This is a genomic window from Paraburkholderia sp. GAS82, assembly GCF_050436285.1.
Classification (GTDB): Bacteria; Pseudomonadota; Gammaproteobacteria; order Burkholderiales; family Burkholderiaceae; genus Paraburkholderia; species Paraburkholderia phenazinium_B.
The window spans coordinates 70,054-92,960 of the sequence record NZ_JBNDLX010000015.1 but is presented as its reverse complement, the minus strand read 5'-3'; the positions used below and the strand labels follow the sequence as shown (position 1 = coordinate 92,960).

Sequence of the window (22,907 nt, the reverse complement as noted above, 5' to 3'; positions counted from 1 at the left end):
GCGGGGTCGGCGTGGCCGGCGCGATGGATTCTCTTTGGGATGACGATGAAAAAGACTGCTCTCGACTTCTGGGTCGGCCTGTTTGTGGTGCTGGGTTTCGTAGCGCTGCTGTTCCTGGCGTTGAAGGCCGGCAACATGAGCTCGTTGTCGTTTCAGGCAACCTACCCGGTCAAACTCAAGTTCGACAATATCGGCGGCCTGAAGGCGCGCGCGCCGGTGAAGAGTGCGGGCGTGACGGTCGGCCGCGTCGACTCGATCAACTTCGACACGAATTCGTATCAAGCTTTGGTCACAATCGATCTCGACAAGCAATACCAGTTTCCGAAGGACACCTCCGCCAAGATCCTGACTTCTGGCCTGCTCGGTGAGCAGTACATCGGTCTCGAACCGGGTGGCGATAGCGAGATGTTGAAGGCAGGCGACACGATCTCGATGACGCAGTCGGCCATCGTGCTCGAAAACCTGATTGGACAATTCCTCTATAGCAAGGCGGCAGACTCAGGCGCTGCCAAGCCGGGCGCACCCGCTGCAGCCCCCGCACCGGCGGCACCGGCGCCGGCTGTGCCCGCTTCGGGCGCGTCGGGTCAATAAGGAGAACAAGAATGCAGACCATGCGCGTCCGTATCACCACGCTGGCGTTCGGCGCGGCGCTGCTCGCCGGCTGTGCGACGGTCCAGACTCCGACCAAGGGCGATCCGCTCGAGGGCGTGAACCGTACGATCTTCAAGTTCAACGACAAGATCGACCAGTACGCGCTGAAGCCGGTTGCGAAGGGCTATGTGTACATCACGCCGCAGCCGGTGCGCGACAGCGTGACGAACTTCTTCTCGAACATCGGCGACGTCTACATTGCGGCCAACAATCTGCTGCAGTTGAAGATTACCGACGGTGTCGAGGACATCATGCGGATCGTCATCAACACCACCTTCGGTGTCGGCGGCCTGTTCGACGTGGCAACACTCGCGAAGCTGCCCAAGCACGAGAACGACTTCGGCCTCACGCTCGGTCACTATGGCGTGCCGTCGGGACCGTACCTGGTGCTGCCGCTATTCGGGCCGAGCACGGTGCGCGATGGGTTCGGCTCAATAGCCGAATACTTCGTCAACCCGTTGACTTATATTCACCCGGACGGCCTGAGCTGGGCGCTGTACGGGATCAACATTGTCAACACGCGGGCGAACCTGCTGAACGCGAGCGATGTGCTGGAAGGCGCGGCGCTCGACAAGTATTCGTTCGTGCGTAATGCATACCTGCAGCGCCGTAATTATCTGTTGACCCAGGGTAAGGGCGGCGGCAACGCGGCGCTGCCGGATTACGGCGACAATGCACCGCTGCCGAAATACGACGACGTCGATGGCGGCGCGGCCGCCGCTGCCGGGGCCGCTTCGGCGCCGGGCGCGGCTTCCGCGACAGCGGCCACGCCTGCGCAGGCAGGTGCCGGAGCGCCGCAGGGCGCCTCGGGCGCCACCGCCGCGACTGCGACGCCGGCCTCTGACACGGCCGCGTCACCGCCGATCGATATGAATGGTGGCCCGGAGAACGATCAGGTCCCTGCCGACCAGGTCGTGCCGCCGCGGCTTACCTTCCCGTCGTTCAGATTGCGTTGAGGATGCGGCAGTAACACCTGGAAACGACTCTGTCAGGTTGCGCGTGGATCGTGGATGAACTCGCGTGCTATTGTCGGCTCCAAGGTTTGCCGCACTATTCTTCTTGCTAGGCTTAATATGAAAAAATTCTTCCTCGTTCCGTTTTTTGCTGCGTTGTTTTCGTTTGGTAGCGCAGCTTATGCGCAAGCGGTCGATAGCAGCGCACCCGATGCGCTGATCAAGACCGTCACCCAGCAGGTGGTCGACGCTGTCCGCAGCGACAAGTCGATCCAGCAGGGCGACATTTCGCACATCACCCAGCTCGTCAACGAGAAGATCCTGCCGTACACGGACTTCCGCCGCACGACGCAACTGGCCATGGGTCGCAACTGGCGTACCGCCACGCCGGAGCAGCAAAACGCCGTGGTCGAGCAGTTCAAGATGCTGCTGATCCGTACGTATTCGGGCGCGCTCGCGCAGGTCAAAGACCAGCAGATCCAGTACAAGCCGTTTCGCATGAATCCGGACGACACCGATACGGTGGTGCGCTCGGTGGTGATGAACAACGGCTCGCCGGTGGAACTCGACTATCGTCTGTACAAAACGCAGGACGGCTGGCGCGTGTATGACATCAACGTGCTTGGCGCATGGCTGATCCAGGCGTATCAGCAGCAGTTCAATGAGCAGATCCAGCAACACGGCGTTGACGGGCTGATCCAGTTCCTCACGCAGCGTAACCAGCAACTCGCCGCAGGCAAGCAGTCGTGAGCACAGCGGTGAACGCCGAGGTCCGCTCAGTGGCGGCCCGTTTCGAAACCGGCACCACGTTGACCCACGCGAGCGCAAAGGCCGCGCTCGCGGCGGGGCTGCAACGTATCGCAGCGGGTGCTAACGGTGTCGATTGCGCGCCGCTTGCTCAATTCGACTCGTCGGCGCTCGCCGTGCTGATCGCGTGGCAGCGGGCCGCCCAGGCACACGGCGCCGCGCTCGAAATCGTCAACCTGCCCGCTGGTCTCGCCAGCCTGGCCCACGTCTACGGCGTCGACACCATTATCTCGGCGCGACATTGACGCTCAACTGACGCTTCCCGCGTCACCTCCCAATTCCCCAGGCGAGGTCGGGGCTCCCGACTTTGCCCTATAATCAACCGTTTTTTGCGGCTCGGCCCCGGTTTCAAGCCGGCCCCAATTCCGGTCATTCCAGCATTTGCGCACCTTTCAGGCGCCGCCATATAAAGCGGCCCACAGTCATGCCAGCCATAGAAATTCGTAACGTCAAGAAGCGCTACAAAGATCTTCAGGCGCTCAAGGGCGTCAGCCTCACGGTGGAAGAAGGCGAGTTTTTCGGACTGCTCGGTCCGAACGGCGCGGGTAAGACGACGCTCATCAGCATCCTCGCGGGCCTCGCGCGTGCCGACGAAGGCAGCATCGCCGTGCGCGGCCACGACGTGGTCGACGATTTTCGCGAAGCTCGCCGGGCACTCGGCGTCGTGCCGCAGGAACTTGTGTTCGACCCGTTCTTCACGGTGCGCGAGACCTTGCGCATCCAGTCCGGCTATTACGGCCTGCGCAAAAACGACGCGTGGATCGACGAAGTGATGGCCAACCTCGATCTCACCGAAAAGGCCGACGCCAACATGCGCGCGCTGTCGGGGGGGATGAAGCGACGCGTGCTGGTCGCGCAGGCGCTGGTGCATCGGCCGCCGGTCATCGTGCTCGACGAGCCGACCGCGGGCGTCGACGTTGAGCTGCGTCAAACCCTGTGGAAATTCATCTCGCGACTGAATCGCGAGGGTCACACGATCGTCCTGACCACGCACTATCTGGAAGAGGCGGAGTCGCTGTGCGACCGCATCGCCATGCTGCGGCGCGGCGAAGTGGTGGCGCTCGAACGCACCAGCGCGCTGCTGCAGCGCTTTGCCGGCATGCAACTGTTCCTGCGTTTCGCCCAAGGCGTGCTGCCGGTGGAGTTGCGGCCACTCGAAGTCGACTCCGACCCGGGCAACGGCAATGGCCGCCAGCATCTGCTGCGTCTGTCGAGCTACGACGAGGTCGAGCCGATTCTCGCGCAATGCCGCAACGCGGGTTGTACATTCGAAGAAATCGAGGTCCGCAAAGCCGACCTCGAAGATGTGTTCGTTCAGGTGATGAACGGTCCGGAAGTGATCGAGGGGCTTGCATGAGCAGCTACAGCAGTGGATTCGGTACGCTGTTTTATAAGGAAATCCTGCGTTTCTGGAAGGTCGCGTTTCAGACGGTTCTCGCTCCGGTCATCACCGCGCTCCTGTATCTGACGATTTTCGGCCACGCGTTGCGCGGCCACGTGCAGGTTTATCCAGGCGTCGAGTACACCAGTTTCCTGATTCCTGGCCTCGTGATGATGAGCGTGTTGCAGAACGCGTTCGCCAACAGTTCGTCGTCGCTAATCCAGTCGAAAATCACCGGCAACCTGGTGTTCGTGCTACTGCCGCCGCTGTCCCACTATGAGATGTACTTCGCGTATGTGCTGGCTTCGGTGGTGCGCGGACTCGCGGTCGGGTTCGGGGTGTTTATCGTGACGATCTGGTTTGTGCCGGTGAGCTTTAGCGCGCCGCTCATGATCGTGGCGTTCGCCGTGCTCGGTGCGGGGATTCTCGGCACGCTGGGTCTGATTGCCGGCATCTGGGCCGAGAAGTTCGACCAGCTCGCCGCATTCCAGAATTTCCTGATCATGCCGCTCACGTTCCTGTCGGGCGTGTTCTACTCGACGCACACGTTGCCGCCAGTGTGGCGCGAGGTGTCGCGGCTTAATCCCTTTTTCTACATGATCGACGGCTTTCGCTACGGTTTCTTCGGGGTTTCGGATATCGATCCGCTCGTGAGCCTGGGCATTGTCGCCGGTTTCTTTGTGGTGCTGGCCGTGGTGGCAATGCGCATGCTCGCCTCAGGCTTCAAGCTGCGCCACTGACGAGGAGCATTCCCCATGTTGCCGACTCCCGAACAGGTCAAGCAATACATCGCGGTTGGACTCGCCTGCGAGCATCTCGAAGTGGAAGGCGACGGCCAGCATTTCTTTGCGACCATCGTATCTCCGAGCTTCGAAGGCAAGCGGCTGATCCAACGCCATCAACTCGTGTATGCGGCGCTCGGCGACCGCATGCGCGAAGAAATCCACGCGCTCAGCATGAAGACGCTGACGCCCGCCGAATGGCAAAACGCGTAATCTGGAACGTTAGTGCGAATTACACAAGACAGGCGCGAGGCCGGCAGCGGCGCCGCCGCAGCAAGCAAAGCAGCCCCGGTAGCAAGCCGGGAAGATCAGGAAACGACAGGTATGGACAAACTCGTCATTGAAGGCGGCCAGCGGCTGGCCGGTGAGATCGTCGTGTCGGGGGCGAAGAACGCCGCCTTGCCGATCCTGTGCGCCGGCCTGCTGAGCGCGGAGCCGGTTCATCTCGAGAACGTGCCTGACCTGCAGGACGTGCGCACCACGCTCAAGCTGCTCAACCAGATGGGTGTGCGTAGCGAAGCGAACGCGGGGCGCGTGTCGCTCGACGCCTCGAAGGTGGACAACCTCGTTGCGCCCTACGAGCTGGTGAAGACCATGCGCGCTTCGATCCTCGTGCTCGGACCGTTGCTTGCGCGCTTCGGCGAGGCGAAGGTGTCGCTGCCGGGCGGCTGCGCCATCGGCGCGCGGCCGGTCGATCAGCATATCAAGGGTCTGCAGGCGATGGGCGCGGAGATCACGATCGAGCATGGCTTTATCGAAGCTCGCGCGAAGCGTCTGAAGGGCACGCGTATCGTGACCGACATGATCACCGTCACCGGCACCGAGAATCTGCTGATGGCAGCGGTGCTGGCTGAAGGTGAGACCGTGATTGAGAACGCCGCGCGTGAGCCGGAAGTGGGCGACCTCGCGCACCTGCTGGTTGAGATGGGCGCGAAGATCGACGGCATCGGCACGGACCGTCTGGTGATCCAGGGCGTCGACAAGCTGCACGGCGCGAAGCACACGGTGATTCCGGACCGTATTGAGGCCGGCACATTCCTGTGCGCGGTGGCCGCGGCCGGTGGCGACGTGATCCTGCGCCATGTGCGTCCGCTGATCCTCGAAGCCGTGACGGAAAAGCTGCGCGAAGCCGGCGTGACTATTGAAGAAGGCGACGACTGGATGCGCGTGCGCATGGACCAGCGCCCGCTCGCAGTGGGCGTGCGTACCTCCGAGTACCCGGCGTTCCCGACCGACATGCAGGCGCAGTTCATGGCGCTCAATACGGTCGCGAGCGGCACCGCTCAAGTGGTCGAAACGATCTTCGAAAACCGCTTCATGCACGTGCAGGAGTTGAACCGCCTCGGCGCTAGCATCACGATCGATGGCAACACTGCGCTCGTGAACGGCGTCGACAAACTGTCGGGCGCCAAGGTCATGGCCACAGACCTGCGCGCTTCGGCAAGCCTCGTGATCGCCGGCCTGTGCGCCGACGGTGAGACGCTGATCGACCGCATCTATCACCTCGACCGTGGCTACGACCGCATGGAGTCGAAGCTGACGGCAGTTGGCGCGAAGGTGCGCCGCATTGCAGGGAGCCAGGCATGAGTTCGGCGCCGCAGACCTCGTCGTCCCCGGCGGTGAGCGCGCCGCTGACGCTTGCGCTGTCGAAAGGGCGTATCTTCGAAGAGACGTTGCCGCTGCTGGCAGCGGCCGGCGTGCAGGTGGCCGAAGATCCGGAAACCTCGCGCAAACTGATCCTGCCGACCACGGACGCCAATCTGCGCGTGATCATTGTGCGTGCGACGGACGTCCCCACTTACGTGGAATACGGCGCGGCCGACTTCGGTGTAGCGGGTAAAGACGTGCTGCTTGAACATGGTGGCAGCGGCCTGTATCAGCCGATCGACCTCGACATCGCGCGTTGCCGGATGTCGGTGGCCGTGGCGGCGGGCTTCGATTACGAGAACGCTGTGCGCCAGGGTGCGCGCCTGCGGGTGGCGACCAAATATGTGGAAACCGCGCGCCAGCATTTTGCTGCGAAGGGTGTGCACGTCGACCTGATCAAGCTGTACGGCTCGATGGAACTCGCGCCGCTGGTGGGCCTCGCCGACGCGATCGTCGACCTGGTCAGCTCGGGCGGCACCTTGCGCGCAAACAATCTTGTCGAGGTGGAAGAGATCATGCAGATCTCGTCGCGCCTCGTCGTGAACCAGGCGGCGCTCAAGCTCAAGCGCGCCGCGCTGCGGCCGTTCCTCGACGCGTTCGAACGCGCGTCGCGGCGCGCCGATGCGCCGGCCTGACGACGCCTGCCGATGCCTGATTCTGCCTGACGCGCCTCGAAGGGCCTAAGGCGCGCCTTACCGAAACGGATACCAGCATGTCTATCAAGATTCGCAAACTCGACTCCAGCGCTCCTGAATTCCAGAAGGCGCTGCACGCGGTGCTCGCGTTCGAGGCGAGCGAGGATGAAGCGATCGAACAATCGGTCGTGCAGATTCTGGCCGACGTGAAGGCGCGCGGCGACGCCGCAGTGCTCGAGTACACCAACCGCTTCGACCGTCTTAAGGCGTCGAGCGTGGCGGAGTTCGAATTGCCGATGTCGGAACTCGAAGCCGCGCTGGAAGGACTCGACCCGCGCCGCCGTGCCGCACTCGAGGCCGCCGCCGGGCGCGTGCGCGGGTATCACGAGAAGCAGAAGATCGAATGCGGCAGCCATAGCTGGCAATACACGGAGTCGGACGGCACCGTGCTGGGCCAGAAGGTCACGCCGCTGGATCGCGCCGGCATCTACGTGCCGGGTGGCAAGGCGGCGTATCCGTCGTCGGTGTTGATGAACTCGATTCCGGCGCGGGTGGCCGGTGTGCGCGAAATCGTCATGGTGGTGCCGACTCCGGACGGCGTGAAGAATCCGCTGGTACTGGCAGCGGCGCTGCTGGGCGGGGTTGACCGCGTGTTCACCATCGGTGGTGCGCAGGCTGTCGGCGCGCTCGCTTATGGCACGGCCACCGTGCCCGCGGTCGACAAGATCTGCGGTCCGGGCAACGCGTATGTGGCCTCGGCCAAGCGTCGCGTGTTCGGCACGGTCGGCATCGACATGATCGCTGGCCCGTCCGAAATCCTGGTGCTGTGCGACGGCACCACCGATCCGCGCTGGGTCGCCATGGACCTGTTCTCGCAGGCCGAGCACGACGAGCTCGCGCAATCGATTCTGCTGTGTCCGGACGACGCCTTTATCGCCCGCGTGCACGACGCGATCAATGAATTGCTGCCCACCATGCCGCGCCGCGACGTGATCCAGGCTTCGCTGGAAGGACGCGGCGCGCTGATCAAGGTGCGCGACATGGCCGAAGCCTGCGCGATCGCCAACGACATCGCACCGGAACACCTCGAAATCTCCGCGCTCGACCCGCATCAATGGGGCAAGCTGATCCGCCATGCCGGCGCGATCTTCCTTGGCCGCTACACGAGCGAAAGCCTCGGCGATTACTGCGCGGGCCCGAATCACGTGCTGCCTACGTCGCGCACCGCACGGTTCTCGTCGCCGCTCGGCGTCTATGATTTCTTCAAGCGCTCTAGCGTGATCGAAGTCAGTGCGGAAGGTGCGCAGACCCTGGGTGAGATCGCGGCTGAACTGGCGTATGGTGAAGGACTGCCAGCGCATGCCCGCAGCGCCGAGTACCGGATGAAGCAGAACGGCTGAGCGCGTCGGGTATCACAGTCAGGCCTCATCCAGCCGGCTGCTTAACAGAACATTGACCAACCGGGGCGGCGCTTGCGCCGCCCTTGTATGACCTGCCCCGAGTCGGCCGGTCCGCCCATCCATGACGACACCTCAAGACATCATTCGCCGCGACGTGCTCGCAATGACGAGCTATCCGGTTCCGGACGCCACGGGCTTCGTGAAGCTCGACGCCATGGAGAACCCGTTCTCCTTGCCGGCGCCGCTCGCGGCCCAGCTCGGCGAGCGTCTGTCCGGCGTCGCGCTGAACCGCTATCCGGCGCCGCGCCCGGAAGCGCTGCTCGCCAAGATCAAGCGGGTGATGGACGTGCCGGCAAACTGCGAAGTTCTGCTTGGCAACGGCTCGGATGAACTGATCAGCATGATCTCGATGGCCTGCGCGCAGCCGGGCGCGAAAGTGCTCGCACCGGTGCCGGGCTTCGTGATGTATCAGCTGTCAGCCAGGCTGGCGAATCTGGACTTCGTCGGTGTGCCGCTAAAGGCGGATTTCACGCTCGACACTGAAGCGATGCTTGCGGCAATCGCCGAGCATCAACCGGCCATCGTCTATCTGGCCTATCCGAACAACCCGACCGGCACGCTGTACGACGACGCGGACATGGAGCGCATCATCGCCGCCGCGGACAAGAGCCTCGTGGTGATCGACGAGGCCTATCAGCCGTTCGCGCAGCAAAGCTGGCTGCCGCGCGCCGATACGTTCGACAACGTGGTCGTGATGCGCACGGTTTCGAAGCTCGGCCTCGCTGGCATTCGCCTCGGCTATCTGGTCGGACGCGCGGCCTGGCTCACCGAGTTCGATAAAGTGCGGCCTCCTTACAACGTTAATGTGCTGACCCAGGCGACCGCCGATTTCCTGCTCGACCATCTCGACGTGCTCGATGCGCAGGCCGCGCAACTGCGCGAGGAGCGCACGAAACTGGCGCACGCCGTGGCCGAACTGCCGGGCGCGGAGGTCTTCCCGAGCGCGGGCAACTTCCTGCTGGTGAGGGTCCCCGATGCATCCGTTATGTTCGACACGCTGCTGACTGCACGGGTTTTGATCAAAAACGTGAGTAAAATGCATCCATTGCTGGCGAATTGCGTACGCCTGACGGTCGGTTCCCCTGAGGAAAATGCGCAACTGCTGGCCGCACTGAAACTCGTGCTGCATTAAACGGCGTGCTGTTACGCCGCGCACCGCCAGGCGGGCGCGGCATTCGGCGTTCCCCCCAACTCCCTTTCTTTCATAGTCAGATTCGAGGAATTACCATGCGCCAGGCGGAAGTCGTTCGCGACACTAGCGAAACGCAGATCCGTATCAAGATCAATCTGGATGGCACCGGCAAGCAGAAGCTCGCCACCGGTGTGCCGTTCCTTGACCACATGCTCGACCAGATCGCGCGGCATGGATTGATCGATCTCGACATCGAGGCGCATGGCGATACGCATATCGACGACCACCATACGGTCGAAGACGTCGGCATCACGCTGGGGCAGGCAGTCGCGAAGGCGGTCGGCGACAAGAAGGGCATTCGTCGCTACGGTCATTCTTACGTGCCGCTCGATGAAGCGCTGTCGCGTGTCGTGATCGATTTTTCCGGCCGGCCGGGTCTCGAATTCCATGTGCCGTTTACGCGTGCGCGCATCGGTACGTTCGACGTCGATCTGTCCATCGAATTCTTCCGCGGCTTTGTGAACCATGCTGGCGTAACGCTCCATATCGACAACCTGCGCGGTCTGAACGCCCATCACCAGATGGAGACGGTGTTCAAGGCGTTCGGACGAGCCCTGCGCATGGCGGTGGAACTGGACGATCGCGCGGCGGGGCAGATTCCGTCGACCAAGGGCAGCCTGTAAGCATCCATGTCTGTTGCCGCTGCGCGCGGAACTCCTTTCAGAGCGTAAAACCTGAGGCGGCCGGGCGTTTCCTGGCGCAGACTAAGCGGACCGGGCTTGCGCTTTGCGACGGGTATCCTCAAGTCGTTCACCTCGTCCGTTAGGCGAGGCGTTACTGTCTAACTTGAAATGAAAACTTCGATTGCGATTGTGGATTACGGAATGGGCAACCTGCGTTCGGTCGCCCAGGCGTTGAGGAAGGCTGCGCCGGACGCGGACGTGGCGATCGTCGACCAGCCGGAAGCGATTCGCGCGGCTGACCGCGTCGTGTTGCCCGGTCAGGGCGCAATGCCTGATTGCATGCGCTGTCTCGGCGAATCGGGTCTGCAGGAAGCGGTGATTGAAGCGTCGCGCAGCAAGCCGCTGATGGGCGTATGCGTGGGCGAGCAGATGCTGTTCGACTGGAGCGCCGAGGGCGATACCCGTGGCCTCGGCCTGCTGCCCGGCAAGGTGCTGCGCTTCGATCTGGAAGGCCAGTTGCAGGACGACGGCTCACGCTTCAAGGTGCCGCAGATGGGCTGGAACCGGGTCAGGCAGGCCGTGCCGCATCCGCTGTGGGACGGGGTCGCGGACAACAGCTTCTTCTACTTCGTGCACAGCTACTACGTAGCGCCGGACAACGCGGCCCATACCTCAGGCGAGACCGTGTATGGCGTGCCCTTCACCTCGGCGGTGGCGCGGGACAATATCTTCGCGACGCAATTTCACCCGGAGAAGAGTGCCGAAGCGGGACTGCGTGTGTATCGAAACTTCGTGCACTGGAACCCGTGAGCGCCTACCGTCTAATAGCCGGTTCTGCCGGGCGCGGTTTGTCCCATGCCGGCCCGGCGTTCGAAACCGCGTTCCCGAGCCCGATACACATGCGCCGGGGTACTGAAAGAGTTGTACTAAACTAGCGAAACGGTACCGGAGCGGGGCTTATCCCGCCTGCCCGGCGCCGGCCGACTTTAAACCTTCTTCCCTGACAACACCCGATTGCTATGCTGCTGATTCCCGCCATCGACCTGAAAGATGGTCAGTGTGTACGCCTTAAACAGGGCGACATGGACCAGGCGACGATTTTTTCCGAGGAACCGGCGGCTATGGCCCGACATTGGGTCGACCGCGGCGCCCGGCGCCTGCATCTCGTCGACCTCAACGGAGCGTTCGCCGGTAAGCCGAAGAACGAAGACGCGATCCGCGCGATCATCGAAGAAGTCGGTGGTGAGATTCCCGTCCAGCTGGGCGGCGGGATCCGCGACCTGAACACGATCGAGCGCTATCTGGACGACGGTCTGTCTTATGTGATCATCGGCACGGCGGCGGTGAAGAATCCCGGCTTCCTGCAGGATGCCTGCACGGCGTTCGGCGGCCATATCATCGTGGGTCTTGATGCGAAGGACGGCAAGGTCGCTACCGACGGCTGGAGCAAGCTGACCGGTCACGAAGTCGCCGATCTCGCGCGCAAGTTCGAGGACTACGGCTGCGAGTCGATCATCTATACCGATATCGGCCGGGACGGCATGCTCCAGGGCATCAACATCGACGCGACGGTGCGTCTGGCGCGCGCGGTGAAGATTCCGGTGATCGCGAGCGGCGGCCTGTCGAATCTCGCCGACATTGAAGCGCTGTGCGAAGTCGAAGTCGAAGGCATCGAAGGCGTGATCTGCGGACGCGCCATCTATTCGGGCGACCTCGATTTCACGGCGGCACAGACCCTCGCCGACAAGCTGCGCGAGTCGGACGACGCCTAAGCGGCGGCCCGCGCGTCTGCTAGCGCTGGGCTAGTGGGCTCTGCGCGGCAACACGCGCCGGCATTGCGCCGCTCGCCTCGGAGCGGCCTCATCAGCGGTATTGGCAAGAATTTGCACGATCATGGCTCTAGCTAAACGCATCATCCCCTGTCTGGACGTCACGGCTGGCCGCGTGGTCAAGGGCGTCAACTTCGTCGAACTACGCGATGCGGGCGACCCGGTCGAAATTGCCCGCCGCTACGACGAGCAGGGCGCCGACGAACTCACCTTCCTCGACATCACCGCCACTTCGGACCAGCGCGACCTGATCCTGCCGATCATCGAAGCCGTTGCCTCGCAGGTGTTCATTCCGCTGACGGTCGGCGGCGGCGTGCGTGCGGTCGAAGACGTGCGGCGCCTGCTCAACGCGGGCGCGGACAAGATCAGCATGAACTCGTCGGCGGTGTCGAATCCGCAGCTGGTGCGCGATGCGACCGACAAATACGGCTCGCAATGCATCGTGGTGGCGATCGACGCCAAGCGCGTCTCCGCCGAAGGCGAACCTCCACGCTGGGAAGTCTTCACGCACGGCGGGCGCAAGGCGACCGGACTGGAAGCGGTTGAATGGGCGCGCAAGATGGCCGAACTCGGCGCCGGCGAAATCCTGCTCACCAGCATGGACCGTGACGGCACCAAGAGCGGCTTCGATCTGGCGCTCACGCGTGCCGTGTCGGACGCCGTGCCGATTCCGGTGATTGCCTCAGGCGGCGTCGGCTCGCTGCAGCATCTGGCCGACGGCATCAAGGACGGTCACGCGGACGCCGTGCTGGCCGCCAGCATCTTCCACTACGGCGAACACACGGTCGGCGAAGCCAAGCGCTTCATGGCCGGTCAGGGCATTTCGGTGAGGTTGTGACGTGGTGAATCCTACGGCTGTGGATTGGCTCGACAAGGTGAAGTGGGACGCGAACGGCCTCGTGCCGGTGATCGCCCAGGAAGCCTCGAGCAACGACGTGCTGATGTTTGCGTGGATGAACCGTGAGGCGCTCGCCAAGACGGTCGAGACCGGTCGCGCGGTGTACTTCTCGCGCTCGCGCCAGCGCCTGTGGTTCAAGGGCGAAGAGTCCGGTCACGTGCAGCACGTGCACGAAGTGCGGCTCGATTGCGATGAAGACGTCGTGCTGCTGAAGGTCGAACAGGTGTCCGGCATTGCCTGCCACACCGGCCGTCACTCGTGCTTTTTCCAGAAATTCGAAGGGACGGTCGACGACGGCGATTGGGTCTCGGTCGAACCCGTCCTGAAAGACCCCGAACACATCTACAAATGACGCAAAACTCGCAATCGACGAACGATACACTGCTGCGCCTCGCGGCGGTCATCGACAGCCGCAAGGGCGGCGATCCAGACGTCTCGTATGTGTCGCGCCTGTTTCACAAGGGCGACGACGCGGTTTTGAAGAAGATCGGCGAAGAAGCGACCGAGGTCGTGCTTGCCGCCAAGGACGTGCGCCAGGGTGGCGCGCCCACCGCGCTGGTCGGCGAAGTGGCCGACCTGTGGTTCCATTGTCTGGTGATGCTGTCGCATTTCGATCTGAGCCCGGCCGATGTGCTCGCCGAACTCGAGCGCCGCGAAGGCATGTCGGGCATCGAAGAGAAAGCGTTGCGCAAGAGCCGCGACCGCGAGCAGAACGGCGACTGAAAGGCGCCCGAAGACTCGCTGGACGCCAACCGCACGTTAACCGAACGTCAACCCGGTAACAGGAAGGAGGACGCAAGCATGGAACAGTCGCAAGGCGGATATCCGCCGCCCACGTACCGCAATGCCCTCGAATCCGAACGCGACCGCAGCGCCCGTACGCTGACGCACGTGCTCTATGCGCTGTATGCGGTCTACTGGCTGACCGGCGGCATCTCGGTGCTGATCGCCATCATCATCAATTACGTCAAGCGGCCCGACGTAATCGGCACGCCCTACGAAGCGCACTTTCAGTGGCAAATGCGTACCTTCTGGTGGTGCATGCTCGGCTATCTGATCGGTGGCCTGCTGTTTTTCGTCGTGATCGGAATTCCTATCCTGTGGGCTGTCGGGATCTGGATGTTGTACCGTATCATCAAGGGCTGGCTGTATCTGTACGATAACAAGCCGCTAGTGAATCCGCGGGCGTGGTTCTGACCTTCGGTCCGGCCGCCCCGTCTGTTTGCGCCTCAGGACATCCATGAGCCACGATTCAAACTGCCTTTTCTGCAAGATCGCCGCGGGCGAGATTCCGTCCACCAAAGTCCACGAGGACGAAGAATTCGTCGCTTTTCGCGACATTCGCCCCGCCGCCGAGACCCACGTGCTGGTGATTCCGCGCAAGCACATCGAAACGCTCTCGAACTGCACCGAAAGCGATGCACCGCTGCTTGGTAGAATGCTTATATTGGTGGCGCGTCTGGCGCAGCAGCTCGGCGTGGCCTATACGGGCGGCGAAACCGGCTTTCGCACGGTAATCAATACCGGGCCGGGCGGCGGGCAGGAGGTGTACCACCTGCACGCGCATATCCTCGCGGGGCCGCGTCCCTGGCAACCCATGGGGTGAGGTAAGCGCCGCGGCCATTGCTCCATGAACTTGGCCATCCGGCCGGGTTCCGCTGGCGCCCTGGCTGGTGCATCATGTCGCACGATTGGGCGAACGTTTTCTGCTGCAATGTAATGAGGGCGTCGTGATTCGCCGTAGACAATCATGCCCAGTGCCGCTGGGGGAATCTGAAGCAGCGGCGGCAACGTATAGATGAGGCGTACGCGTCTCGATTCGGGCCGTAAGGCGCACAGGGCCGCCGCGCGCAAACGCGATGCCGGCGAAGTCGGGGTTAAGGAGAGAAGTCATGGGTTCGTTTAGTATTTGGCACTGGCTGATTGTTCTGCTGATCGTTGCACTGGTGTTCGGCACGAAGAAGCTGCGCAATATCGGCACCGATCTGGGTGGCGCTGTGAAGGGCTTCAAGGAAGGCATGAAAGAAGCGGAGACACCGGGCGACCCGGCGCAGCGCGAACTGCCGCGCGAAACGGTCGACGTCGACGCAAAAGAAAAGACGCCGCGTTCGAGCGATTACCGCTAAGCCGCGGCCCAACCGCGCACTGACGGGAACCACCCTCCATGCTGGACCTCGGTCTAACCAAGATGGCGCTGATCGGCGTCGTCGCACTGGTCGTACTCGGGCCGGAGCGGCTGCCGCGCGTCGCCCGCACCGCGGGGGCGCTGTTCGGCCGCGCACAACGTTATATCAATGACGTGAAGGCCGAAGTCACGCGTGAAATCGAACTCGACGAATTGCGGCGCATGAAGACCGAGTTCGAGACCGCGGCGAGCAATGTGGAAACCAAGGTTCACGACACGATGCGCAAGCACGAATCCGAACTGAACGACGCGTGGGGTTCAGGCTCATCGGTGAGCCCCAGCATTGCCGGCGGCTCGCTCGAAAGCGCGGCGGGTAATTCGTCCGTATCCACCTCCTGGCATAGCACGCCGGCCGCAGCGCCGAAGCGCAAGAACTGGCGCGTCAAGCAGACGGCAATGCCCACCTGGTACAAGCGCGCCACCACCCGCCGCACGCGCGTGCAGTCGGGCGCGGCGCGCGTGGCGCGTCATACACCGGTGAGCCTGCGCCGCCCGACGCGTTTCTTCTGATGACTCTGGCGATAATCTCCTACCGAGGGCCGGCGTGAGCGACCCCCAGCTAAATCAAACCGAAGGCACTGAAGAGACCTTCATTTCTCACCTCGTTGAACTGCGCGACCGCATCATCCGCGCCGGCATTGCCGTCATCGTGGTATTTATTGGGCTCGTCTACTGGGCGCCGGACATCTTCAGGCTGCTCGCACGGCCTTTGATGGTGAATTTGCCGAAGGACGGCAAACTGATCGTCACCGACGTCACGGGCTCCTTCTTCGTGCCGATGAAGGTGACCATGATGGTTGCACTCGTCATTGCGCTGCCGGTCGTGCTGTATCAGATCTGGGCGTTCGTGGCGCCGGGGCTCTATCAGCATGAAAAGAAACTGGTCGTGCCGCTGGTGGGCAGCAGCTACATCCTGTTTCTGTGCGGCATGGCGTTCGCGTACTTCGTGGTGTTTCCGACCATCTTCCGCGTGATGGCGCACTATAACGCGCCGCTCGGTGCGGCGATGAACACGGACATCGACAACTATCTGAGTTTCGTGTTGACCATGTTCATTGCGTTCGGGGTGACCTTCGAGGTCCCGATCGTCGTGGTGCTGCTGGTCCGAATGGGCCTTCTGACGGTCAAGAAGCTGCGTCAGATCCGTCCGTATGTGATCGTCGGGGCGTTCATCGTCTCCGCCGTCGTCACCCCGCCTGACGTGTTCTCGCAGCTCATTCTCGCGTTGCCTTTGATCATCCTGTACGAGGTGGGCATCATCGCGGCGCGGCTGATTGTCGGCAAGCAGGTCGAGGTGCCCGACGAAGAGGGGCAGGCGTCGGGCTGAACGTGTGAGAGTGAGCGTTCTGGACGGCTTCCAATGCGGTGCTAGCATGTCGCGCAGCCGCAGCAGATGAAGACCGTTTGCAGATGCAAAGAGGGCAGTCCCTAATCGGACTGCCCTCTTTGTTTTGCGAGCGGCCAACGATGGCCCGGCGCTTTCCTTTCGCTCAACCGCCGTCGTCGTTCTGATCGTCGCCGTCGTCGACGGGCTGCTTGGGCGGCGGAGGCCGCTTGCCGATCATCACATCGAGATCCATTTCGTGGTTCTTGCGCACCAGATGGATCTTCGCGTTCGACCCCGGCTTGATCTGCGCGATCAGGTTCAGCAGACGGGTCGTGTCGGTGATGTCCTGGCCGTCCACGCTCACCAGAATGTCGCCCGGCTTGATGCCGGCGCGGTCTGCCGGCCCGTTCTTCAACACGCCGGCCACGATCGCCCCGGACTTCTGCTCGAGCCCGAACGATTCAGCAATCTCAGGCGTCACGTCCTGCGGCTCCACGCCGATCCAGCCCCGCGTGACCGAGCCAGTCGTGATGATGCTCTCCAGCACGCTGCGCGCGGTCGACACCGGAATCGCAAAGCCGATCCCGAGCGAGCCGCCCGAGCGCGAGTAGATCGCCGTATTGATGCCCAGCAGATTGCCGTTCACGTCCACCAGTGCGCCGCCAGAGTTGCCGGGGTTGATCGCCGCATCGGTCTGGATGAAGTTTTCGAAGGTATTGATGCCGAGGTGATTGCGGCCAAGGGCGCTGACAATCCCCATGGTCACCGTCTGACCCACGCCAAACGGATTGCCGATGGCCAGCACCACATCGCCCACGCGCGTCTGGTCCATGCGGCCGAGCGTGATGGTGGGCAGGTTGGTCAGGCTCACCTTGAGCACCGCCAGGTCCGTCTCCGGATCGACGCCGATCACCTTGGCGGTGGTCGTGCGGCCGTCGGCGAGCGCGATTTCGATCTGATCCGCACCGTCGACGACGTGCTGGTTCGTTAGAATGTAACCTTCCGAACTCACTATGACACCCGAGCCGAGATTGGCTGCGGGCTGTTCCTGCTGCTTGCCGTTGTTCTTGTTGCCGAAGAAATAGCGAAACAGCGGATCTTTCGCCCGGGGATCGGGCGGCAAAGACCCGTCCTTGCTGGAGAACACGTTGACGACCGCAGGGGATGCCTTCTGCGCGGCGTCGGCATAAGAAGCTTGTGCGGGACCGCTGCTACCGATGCCAGGCGCCACTTCCCGCAGTGCGACGATCGGCTCGGAAAGTTGCTTGCCGAATTGCCCTTGTCGCTGCAGCCATTGCGGTTTGAGGGTGGCGATGATGAACATCAACGCCAACAGCACGGTCACCGCTTGGGCAAAGAACAGCCAAAAGCGTCTAAGCATCTGAAGATTAGAGGATTATATGGATCGGATCGAACTTGAATTGTATCTGAACAAAGTCCTTGAAACCGCGCGCTTCAAGGACTACTGCCCGAATGGTCTGCAGGTGGAAGGGCGTCGCCGGGTCAACAGGATCGCGACCGGCGTGACCGCTTCGCTGGCCTTTCTGGAAGCGGCGCTCGACTGGGGCGCGGACGCTGTGCTCGTCCACCACGGCTACTTCTGGCGCAACGAGCCGCCGCAGATCACCGGCCGCAAATATGGACGCCTGAAGCTGCTGCTGGCCAATGACCTGAACCTGTTCGCTTACCATCTGCCGCTCGACGATCACCCCGAGTTCGGCAACAACGCGCAGCTCGGTGCGAAGATGGGCTGGATCGGCGAGTCGCGCTTCGGCGAGAACGACCTCGGCTGGATGACCACGCTGCCTATGCCGGTCACGCTCGCGCACTTTACCGCGGAGGTCGAGGAGACGCTCGGCCGCACGCCGCTCGTGTTCGGCGACCCGGACGTCGAATTGCGGCGCGTCGCCTGGTGTACCGGAGCGGCCCAAGGCTACTTCGACGCCGCGATCGAGGCCGGCGCCGACGTCTACCTGACCGGTGAAGTCTCCGAACCCTGTATGCATACCGCAGCGGAAAGCGGTGTGGCTTTTCTGGCGGCAGGCCATCATGCCACCGAACGTTTCGGCGTTCAGGCACTCGGTTCGCATCTGGCGGAATCCTTCGATATCGAACACCTGTTTATCGATATCCCTAATCCGGTCTGATTACTGAACTAAAAAGCACGAAATACACAGGGTCCACTTAAAACGGGCAACAAAAAAGTTTGTTATTAGTCCGGGGAAACCCTTGGATATCAAAGACTTCGCACGGTTTTTGGCATTCGGGCCTTGTAAATGGCGACTCCATTCGAGCAAACTAGCGTCGGTAGAAGAGACGTGAAGGAAAAATCCAACTCAGAAGTGGGGCGTGTGATGCGAGACAAAGAAGATGAGCTCGTCGATGGCGGCCGGCGTACCTGGCTGATCGCGACGACCGTAGCAGGTGGCATAGGAGGTGTTGCCACTGTTGTACCCTTTGTTGGTTCGTTTGCACCATCTGAAAAAGCCAAGGCCGCCGGCGCGCCGGTCGAGGCCGACATTAGCAATCTGAAGCCCGGCGAGATGATGACCGTCGCCTGGCGTGGCAAGCCCGTCTGGATCCTGAACCGCACCGACCGGATGCTCGCCGACGTCCAGAAAGCCGATAACGAAGTCGCCGATCCCCATACCGAACATCCCTTCTCGATGCCGTTGCCGGAGTACTGCAACAACGAATTCCGTTCGCGGCCCGATCACAAGAACCTGTTAGTGACGGTCGCCGTGTGCACCCATCTGGGCTGCACGCCGACTCCGCGTTTCCAGGAAGGCGCACAGCCGAATCTTCCTGACGACTGGCCGGGCGGCTTCCTGTGCCCTTGCCACGGCTCGACCTATGACCTGGCCGGCCGCGTCTTCAAGAACAAACCTGCACCGCAGAACCTGGACATCCCGCCCTACATGTTCACGTCGGCTACCCAGCTCGTGATCGGCAAGGACGAGAAAGGAGAAGCGTAAATGGCGATCGATCACGAAGTGGAGACGACCGGGCTGGTCGGCTGGATCGACCGCCGCTTTCCGATGACGGCGACGTGGAAGAAACACGTCTCCGAGTACTACGCGCCGAAGAATTTCAACTTCTGGTACTTCTTCGGCTCGCTGGCGCTGCTGGTGCTGGTCAATCAGATCGTCACCGGCATTTTCCTCACCATGAACTACAAGCCCGACTCGACGCTCGCGTTCGCGTCGGTTGAGTACATCATGCGCGAGGTGCCGTGGGGCTGGCTGATCCGCTACATGCATTCGACGGGCGCCTCGATGTTCTTCGTCGTGGTGTATCTGCACATGTTCCGCGGGCTGATGTACGGCTCGTACCGCAAGCCGCGCGAACTGGTGTGGATCTTCGGCTGCGCGATCTTCCTGTGCCTGATGGCCGAGGCATTCTTCGGCTACCTGCTGCCGTGGGGCCAGATGTCGTTCTGGGGCGCACAGGTGATCGTGAACCTGTTCTCGGCGATTCCGTTTATCGGGCCGGATCTGTCGTTGTGGATTCGCGGCGACTACGTCGTCTCGGACGTCACGCTGAACCGCTTCTTCGCGTTTCACGTGATCGCGATTCCGCTGGTGCTGATCGGCCTGGTGGTCGCCCACCTGGTGGCGCTGCACGAAGTGGGCTCGAACAACCCGGACGGCGTGGAGATCAAGGCGAAGAAGGACGCGAATGGTATTCCGCTCGACGGCATCCCGTTCCATCCGTACTACTCCGTGCACGACTTCATGGGCGTTACCGTGTTCCTGCTGATCTTCGCGGCGATCATTTTCTTCGCGCCGGAGATGGGCGGCTACTTCCTCGAGTCGAACAACTTCGTCCCGGCCAACCCGCTGCAGACGCCGCCTGAGATCGCGCCGGTGTGGTACTTCACGGCGTTCTATGCGATGCTGCGCGCCACCACGGATCCGTTCAAGATCGTTCTGATGATCGTGATCGCGCTGCTCGGGCTGTTCGCGCTCGTGCGGGCCCGCGGCAAATGGAAGGTGGGGCTGCCGGTGCTGGCCGTGCTGGTGATTCTGGCCATGTACTTCACCCAGTCGAAGTTCTGGGGCGTGGTGGTGATGGGCGGTGCGGTGATTTCGCTGTTCTTCCTGCCGTGGCTCGACCGCTCGCCGGTGAAGTCGATCCGCTACCGGCCGTTCTTCCATAAGGTGTTTTACGGGATCTTCGTGCTGGTGTTTCTGACGTTGGCGTTCCTCGGAACCAAACCACCGTCGCCCGCCGCGACCCTGATCGCGCAGATCTGCGCGCTGGTCTATTTCGCGTTTTTCCTTGGCATGCCGTTCTGGACGCGGCTTGGAACCTTCAAGCAGCCACCTGAACGGGTGCGGTTCAAGCCTCACTAATCGCAGGCCAAGGAGACACGAAGATGAGAAAAATGCTTTCGAGGTTTGCGGCGATCGGGGCCGCATCGCTGACACTTGCGCTCGCGCTGCTGGCGGCGCCGGCTTACGCGGACGAATTCCCGCTCGACCGCGCGCCCGATAACGCGGAGAATTTTGCTTCTTTGCAGCATGGCGCCAAATTGTTTGTAAACTACTGCCTGAATTGCCACAGCGCGAATCTGGTGCGCTACAGTGCATTGACCAGTTTGGGCATTTCACCGCAGGAAATTCAGACAAACCTGCTTTTCACCACCGATAAGATCGGTAACACGATGTCCGTCGCAATGAAGCCTGACGACGCGAAATCGTGGTTCGGCACGGCACCGCCGGATTTGTCGGTGGAGGCGCGGGCGCGGGGCCGGGACTGGCTATATACGTATCTGCGCAGTTTTTATCGCGACGATACGCGGCCAACCGGCTGGAACAATCTGGTGTATGAAAACGTGAGCATGCCCAACGTGTTGTGGCAGCTTCAAGGGCAACGCACGGCGAAGTTCGACGATGTCGTCGACGAAAGGAGCGGGGAAACAGTCCATAAATTCGTCGGCTACCAGCAGGTCACGCCGGGTACGTTATCGGCGGTAGATTATGATTCGGATGTGGCCGACCTCGTGTCGTACCTGTCCTGGATGTCCGAACCGACGCAGCAAACCCGCCACCGGCTTGGTGTGTGGGTGCTGCTGTTCCTCGGCGTCCTGAGCTTTTTCGCATGGCGATTGAACGCTGCGTACTGGAAAGATATCAAATAATCACGCCATAACTGGCGTGGGGCCAGTGCAAGGAAAAACCTGTTGGACGGTTTTTCCGCGTGCTGGCCCTTCAGCTTTTTGAGGAAACGTAAACATGATGGTTCTGTATTCCGGCACAACTTGCCCATTCTCCCAGCGCTGCCGGCTGGTGTTGTTTGAGAAAGGCATGGACTTCGAGATCCGCGACGTCGACCTGTTTAACAAACCGGAAGACATCGCTGTGATGAATCCGTATGGTCAAGTGCCGATCCTCGTCGAACGGGACCTGATTCTGTACGAATCGAACATCATCAACGAGTACATCGACGAACGCTTCCCGCATCCGCAACTGATGCCGGCCGACCCGGTGCAACGCGCCCGCGCGCGCCTGTTCCTGCTCAATTTCGAGAAGGAACTGTTCGTGCACGTCGGCACGCTCGAAAACGAGAAGGGCAAGGCTGCCGAGAAGAATCACGAGAAAGCACGTCTTGCGATCCGCGATCGCCTGACGCAGCTCGCGCCGATTTTCCTGAAGAACAAGTACATGCTGGGCGAAGAATTCTCGATGCTTGACGTGGCGATCGCCCCGCTCCTGTGGCGTCTGGATCACTACGGCATCGAACTGTCGAAGAACGCCGCGCCGCTGATGAAGTACGCGGAACGGATCTTCAGCCGTCCGGCCTATATCGAAGCGCTGACGCCGTCGGAAAAGGTGATGCGTCGTTGAGTTTGGCTTGAGGGTGAGGGCGCCGCGTGCGGATCGTCATGGTGATTTAGCGCCAATGCGATCCGGGCGCGGCGCCTTGCCCAGTAAGAGGACTGTTGATGCAAGAGATTTCCACGAAGCCTTACCTGCTGCGTGCGCTATACGAGTGGTGCACGGATAACGGCTATACGCCCCACATCGCGGTACGGGTCGACAATCAGACGCGGGTGCCTCGCCAGTTCGTGCGGGACAACGAAATCGTGTTGAACATCAGTTTCGAGGCCACCAGCCAGTTACAGATGGGCAACGAGTGGGTCGAGTTCAGCGCGCGCTTTTCAGGCAAGTCGCACAAGATCGAAGTGCCGGTTGCCAATGTGCTGGCGATCTACGCGCGTGAGAATGGCCAGGGAATGGCGTTCCCGGTCGATTCGGCGGGTGGCGAGGCGACGGATTCCGGCGCCGATGCTGATGAAACGGAAGAGCTGGAGTCGCCGGGGAAAGCGGCAGATAGCAGCGCACGAGGCCCTCGGGCGGTCGAGTCCGAACCGGCACCGCAAGCGAAGGCCGAAGAGACCGACGATGACGACACGCCGCGTCCCGATGACGATGGATCGAAGGGCGGCGGCCGCGGTCACCTGAAGGTCGTCAAGTGAAGTGAAATGAATTCCGCTGTGGGCGTATCCAGCAAGCCGGTCATGCTGGATACACC

At 61.9% G+C, this 22,907-nt stretch carries 29 protein-coding genes; 28 read left to right on the top strand and 1 reads right to left on the bottom strand.

Features of this window, described 5'->3' with window-relative positions; genetic code table 11:
• The first annotated feature begins 45 nt into the window (after positions 1-45).
• From mlaD to tatC, 22 genes are all read left to right on the top strand, one after another.
• Entirely contained in the window at positions 46-591 is a 546-nt protein-coding gene (gene mlaD / locus P3T17_RS34615) for an outer membrane lipid asymmetry maintenance protein MlaD (protein ID WP_074265855.1), read from the top strand.
• 11 nt (positions 592-602) lie between these two features.
• On the top strand, positions 603-1,607 hold the full coding sequence (locus P3T17_RS34610; RefSeq protein WP_074262652.1) for an MlaA family lipoprotein: 1,005 nt from the start codon (positions 603-605) through the stop codon (positions 1,605-1,607).
• Between the two features lie 117 nt (positions 1,608-1,724).
• Entirely contained in the window at positions 1,725-2,354 is a 630-nt protein-coding gene (locus P3T17_RS34605; protein ID WP_074262651.1) for an MlaC/ttg2D family ABC transporter substrate-binding protein, read from the top strand.
• The gene (locus tag P3T17_RS34600) at positions 2,351-2,656 is read left to right on the top strand and encodes an STAS domain-containing protein (protein ID WP_429411435.1); all 306 of its coding nucleotides are present in this window, start codon (positions 2,351-2,353) and stop codon (positions 2,654-2,656) included. The genes P3T17_RS34605 and P3T17_RS34600 overlap by 4 nt, the downstream gene beginning before the upstream one ends.
• Before the next feature lie 179 nt (positions 2,657-2,835).
• Complete coding sequence (locus P3T17_RS34595) at positions 2,836-3,768, top strand: ABC transporter ATP-binding protein (protein WP_429289363.1); 933 nt, start codon at positions 2,836-2,838, stop codon at positions 3,766-3,768.
• The gene (locus tag P3T17_RS34590; protein ID WP_074262649.1) at positions 3,765-4,532 is read left to right on the top strand and encodes an ABC transporter permease; all 768 of its coding nucleotides are present in this window, start codon (positions 3,765-3,767) and stop codon (positions 4,530-4,532) included. Before P3T17_RS34595 ends, P3T17_RS34590 begins: the two co-directional genes overlap by 4 nt.
• Before the next feature lie 15 nt (positions 4,533-4,547).
• Positions 4,548-4,787: a BolA family protein gene (locus P3T17_RS34585; protein ID WP_074262648.1), complete on the top strand. Its 240-nt coding sequence runs from the start codon at positions 4,548-4,550 to the stop codon at positions 4,785-4,787.
• Positions 4,788-4,898: 111 nt separating this feature from the next.
• Positions 4,899-6,161: a UDP-N-acetylglucosamine 1-carboxyvinyltransferase gene (gene murA / locus P3T17_RS34580; protein WP_429411433.1), complete on the top strand. Its 1,263-nt coding sequence runs from the start codon at positions 4,899-4,901 to the stop codon at positions 6,159-6,161.
• Complete coding sequence (gene hisG, locus P3T17_RS34575; RefSeq protein ID WP_074262646.1) at positions 6,158-6,856, top strand: ATP phosphoribosyltransferase; 699 nt, start codon at positions 6,158-6,160, stop codon at positions 6,854-6,856. Before murA ends, hisG begins: the two co-directional genes overlap by 4 nt.
• Before the next feature lie 77 nt (positions 6,857-6,933).
• On the top strand, positions 6,934-8,256 hold the full coding sequence (gene hisD / locus P3T17_RS34570; protein WP_429289360.1) for a histidinol dehydrogenase: 1,323 nt from the start codon (positions 6,934-6,936) through the stop codon (positions 8,254-8,256).
• 121 nt (positions 8,257-8,377) lie between these two features.
• Positions 8,378-9,448 (top strand): histidinol-phosphate transaminase, encoded by a 1,071-nt coding sequence (hisC, locus tag P3T17_RS34565; RefSeq protein ID WP_429289359.1) that lies wholly within the window; start codon positions 8,378-8,380, stop codon positions 9,446-9,448.
• 95 nt (positions 9,449-9,543) lie between these two features.
• Complete coding sequence (gene hisB, locus P3T17_RS34560; RefSeq protein WP_074262644.1) at positions 9,544-10,131, top strand: imidazoleglycerol-phosphate dehydratase HisB; 588 nt, start codon at positions 9,544-9,546, stop codon at positions 10,129-10,131.
• Positions 10,132-10,299: 168 nt separating this feature from the next.
• Positions 10,300-10,941: an imidazole glycerol phosphate synthase subunit HisH gene (hisH, locus tag P3T17_RS34555; protein ID WP_429411430.1), complete on the top strand. Its 642-nt coding sequence runs from the start codon at positions 10,300-10,302 to the stop codon at positions 10,939-10,941.
• Positions 10,942-11,150: 209 nt separating this feature from the next.
• On the top strand, positions 11,151-11,903 hold the full coding sequence (gene hisA, locus P3T17_RS34550; RefSeq protein WP_074262642.1) for a 1-(5-phosphoribosyl)-5-[(5-phosphoribosylamino)methylideneamino]imidazole-4-carboxamide isomerase: 753 nt from the start codon (positions 11,151-11,153) through the stop codon (positions 11,901-11,903).
• Between the two features lie 121 nt (positions 11,904-12,024).
• Positions 12,025-12,798 carry an imidazole glycerol phosphate synthase subunit HisF gene (hisF, locus tag P3T17_RS34545; RefSeq protein WP_429411428.1) on the top strand — a complete coding sequence of 258 codons (774 nt, stop codon included), beginning with the start codon at positions 12,025-12,027 and terminating at the stop codon, positions 12,796-12,798.
• A gap of 1 nt (position 12,799) precedes the next feature.
• Positions 12,800-13,210 carry a phosphoribosyl-AMP cyclohydrolase gene (hisI, locus tag P3T17_RS34540; protein WP_429411426.1) on the top strand — a complete coding sequence of 137 codons (411 nt, stop codon included), beginning with the start codon at positions 12,800-12,802 and terminating at the stop codon, positions 13,208-13,210.
• A complete protein-coding gene (locus P3T17_RS34535; protein ID WP_074262640.1) occupies positions 13,207-13,581 on the top strand; it encodes a phosphoribosyl-ATP diphosphatase in 375 nt (124 codons plus the stop codon). The genes hisI and P3T17_RS34535 overlap by 4 nt, the downstream gene beginning before the upstream one ends.
• A 78-nt stretch (positions 13,582-13,659) precedes the next feature.
• Positions 13,660-14,055: a DUF4870 family protein gene (locus tag P3T17_RS34530; RefSeq protein ID WP_074262639.1), complete on the top strand. Its 396-nt coding sequence runs from the start codon at positions 13,660-13,662 to the stop codon at positions 14,053-14,055.
• 43 nt (positions 14,056-14,098) lie between these two features.
• On the top strand, positions 14,099-14,464 hold the full coding sequence (locus P3T17_RS34525) for a histidine triad nucleotide-binding protein (RefSeq protein WP_429411424.1): 366 nt from the start codon (positions 14,099-14,101) through the stop codon (positions 14,462-14,464).
• 286 nt (positions 14,465-14,750) lie between these two features.
• A complete protein-coding gene (gene tatA, locus P3T17_RS34520) occupies positions 14,751-14,984 on the top strand; it encodes a Sec-independent protein translocase subunit TatA (RefSeq protein WP_074262637.1) in 234 nt (77 codons plus the stop codon).
• Between the two features lie 38 nt (positions 14,985-15,022).
• Positions 15,023-15,553 (top strand): Sec-independent protein translocase protein TatB, encoded by a 531-nt coding sequence (tatB, locus tag P3T17_RS34515; RefSeq protein WP_429411422.1) that lies wholly within the window; start codon positions 15,023-15,025, stop codon positions 15,551-15,553.
• A 34-nt stretch (positions 15,554-15,587) separates the two neighbouring features.
• Positions 15,588-16,370, top strand: a complete 783-nt coding sequence (gene tatC, locus P3T17_RS34510; protein ID WP_074262635.1) for a twin-arginine translocase subunit TatC — start codon at positions 15,588-15,590, stop codon at positions 16,368-16,370.
• Between the two features lie 163 nt (positions 16,371-16,533).
• Here tatC and P3T17_RS34505 read toward each other — a convergent pair whose 3' ends face one another.
• A complete protein-coding gene (locus P3T17_RS34505) occupies positions 16,534-17,751 on the bottom strand; it encodes a Do family serine endopeptidase (protein ID WP_074262634.1) in 1,218 nt (405 codons plus the stop codon).
• 19 nt (positions 17,752-17,770) lie between these two features.
• Between P3T17_RS34505 and P3T17_RS34500 the strand changes: the two genes are divergently transcribed.
• The 6 genes from P3T17_RS34500 (at position 17,771) to P3T17_RS34475 (ending at position 22,851) form a co-directional block, all read left to right on the top strand.
• Positions 17,771-18,517 carry a Nif3-like dinuclear metal center hexameric protein gene (locus P3T17_RS34500; protein WP_074262633.1) on the top strand — a complete coding sequence of 249 codons (747 nt, stop codon included), beginning with the start codon at positions 17,771-17,773 and terminating at the stop codon, positions 18,515-18,517.
• 207 nt (positions 18,518-18,724) lie between these two features.
• On the top strand, positions 18,725-19,345 hold the full coding sequence (gene petA / locus P3T17_RS34495) for a ubiquinol-cytochrome c reductase iron-sulfur subunit (protein WP_074262632.1): 621 nt from the start codon (positions 18,725-18,727) through the stop codon (positions 19,343-19,345).
• Positions 19,346-20,725: a cytochrome b gene (locus P3T17_RS34490; RefSeq protein ID WP_074262631.1), complete on the top strand. Its 1,380-nt coding sequence runs from the start codon at positions 19,346-19,348 to the stop codon at positions 20,723-20,725.
• Between the two features lie 23 nt (positions 20,726-20,748).
• A complete protein-coding gene (locus P3T17_RS34485; protein WP_074262630.1) occupies positions 20,749-21,513 on the top strand; it encodes a cytochrome c1 in 765 nt (254 codons plus the stop codon).
• Positions 21,514-21,607: 94 nt separating this feature from the next.
• A complete protein-coding gene (locus P3T17_RS34480; RefSeq protein WP_006052302.1) occupies positions 21,608-22,219 on the top strand; it encodes a glutathione S-transferase N-terminal domain-containing protein in 612 nt (203 codons plus the stop codon).
• A 98-nt stretch (positions 22,220-22,317) separates the two neighbouring features.
• Entirely contained in the window at positions 22,318-22,851 is a 534-nt protein-coding gene (locus tag P3T17_RS34475) for a ClpXP protease specificity-enhancing factor (RefSeq protein ID WP_429289354.1), read from the top strand.
• Positions 22,852-22,907 lie beyond the last annotated feature (56 nt).